Here is a 1,291-nt window from a genome sequence, read left to right as displayed (position 1 = left end):
TGCAGAGCCGCGCGTCCACCAAGGACTGCCGGACGTCATGATCAACGACACGGCACTGATGGGCAGTTACCAGAGCCAGGGGCTGCTGAAGGCCATCGACCCCGACTCGATCGCGGGCCATGACCAGATCACCGCCAAATCCTGGGCGTCGACCGTGGGTATCGACGGGAAGCACTACGGCATCCCCTACTCCCGTCAGGCCCAGACCCTGATGATCCGCAAGGACTGGCTCCAGAGGCTCGGCCTCACGGCGCCCACCACCTGGCAGGAGATGCTGGACGTCGCCAAGGCGTTCGCCACCCGCGACCCGGACGGCGACGGCAAGGCCGACACCTACGGCATGGTCGTCCCCGGCAGCGCCCAGAACGGGTACGCGGCCTGGTGGGGCTCCAGCTTCCTCTGGCAGGGCGGCGCGAAGATCGTCGAGCCGGACGGCACGGGCACCTACAAGCCGGCGATGGACTCGGCCGCCGCCGTCAACACCGTGACCTGGATGAAGGTGAAACCTTAAAAGCTTTAAAAGCCTTATATATTCTTTTTTTTCTTATAAAACTTAAAACCTTAGAGGCTATTTAAGTTGCTGATTTATATTAATTTTATTGTTCAAACATGAGAGCTTAGTACGTGAAACATGAGAGCTTAGTACGTTAGCCATGAGAGCTTAGTACGTTAGCCATGAGGGTTTAGTTCGTTAAACATGAGAGCTTAGTACGTTAAACATGAGAGCTTAGTACGTGAAACATGAGAGCTTAGTACGTACTATCAACAGGTTGAACTGCTGATCTTCGGATGCACGATGTGCCGGAGGCTCGACGGCTCCGGCGCGTGCGCTGGCCCTGGCTTCAATTCTGACGCATACCACTGACAACCGTGCCGCCGCGGGGGAACCACACGGTTACGGATCCTCGCGGTCGGGTAGACAGCACGTTTCACCGAGGGTACGGCGACGGGCGCCGGAACGGCCTGTGGCGCTGTTGACAGGGCAGTGGTCCAGACCTCACCGTGATCGGCGACACGGACCGATACGGACCGCCACGGACCTGTACGCCGATCTCCCGAAGGGCTTACCGATGAGCGACAGCGAGTTGTCCGCGCAGTTCCTCGACGCCGCGATCGAACTGCTGCGGCGGGTGCGCGACGAGGAGACGGACGCCGTGACGGCCGCCGGCACGCTCATCGCCGACACCGTGGCGGCCGAGGGGCGCTTGTTCGCCTTCGGCGCCGGGCACTCCTCGCTGGCCGCGCAAGACATCGTCTACCGCGCGGGCGGCCTGGCCCTGATGAACCTGCT

2 protein-coding genes are annotated in these 1,291 nt (G+C 60.9%); both read left to right on the top strand.

The annotated features are described in order from the left end of the window. The coding region (locus tag STRTUCAR8_RS05070) for an extracellular solute-binding protein (RefSeq protein ID WP_241784673.1) at window positions 1-511 on the top strand (511 nt) is incomplete at its 5' end. A gap of 559 nt (window positions 512-1,070) precedes the next feature. Continuing rightward, on the top strand, window positions 1,071-1,291 hold a 221-nt coding region (locus STRTUCAR8_RS05065), incomplete at its 3' end, for an SIS domain-containing protein (protein WP_158697382.1).

The sequence above is a fragment of the Streptomyces turgidiscabies Car8 genome (genome assembly GCF_000331005.1).
GTDB classification, from domain to species: domain Bacteria; phylum Actinomycetota; class Actinomycetes; order Streptomycetales; family Streptomycetaceae; genus Streptomyces; species Streptomyces turgidiscabies.
The sequence above is the reverse complement of the archived record's forward strand: the minus strand, read 5'-3'. Positions and strand labels throughout refer to the sequence as shown.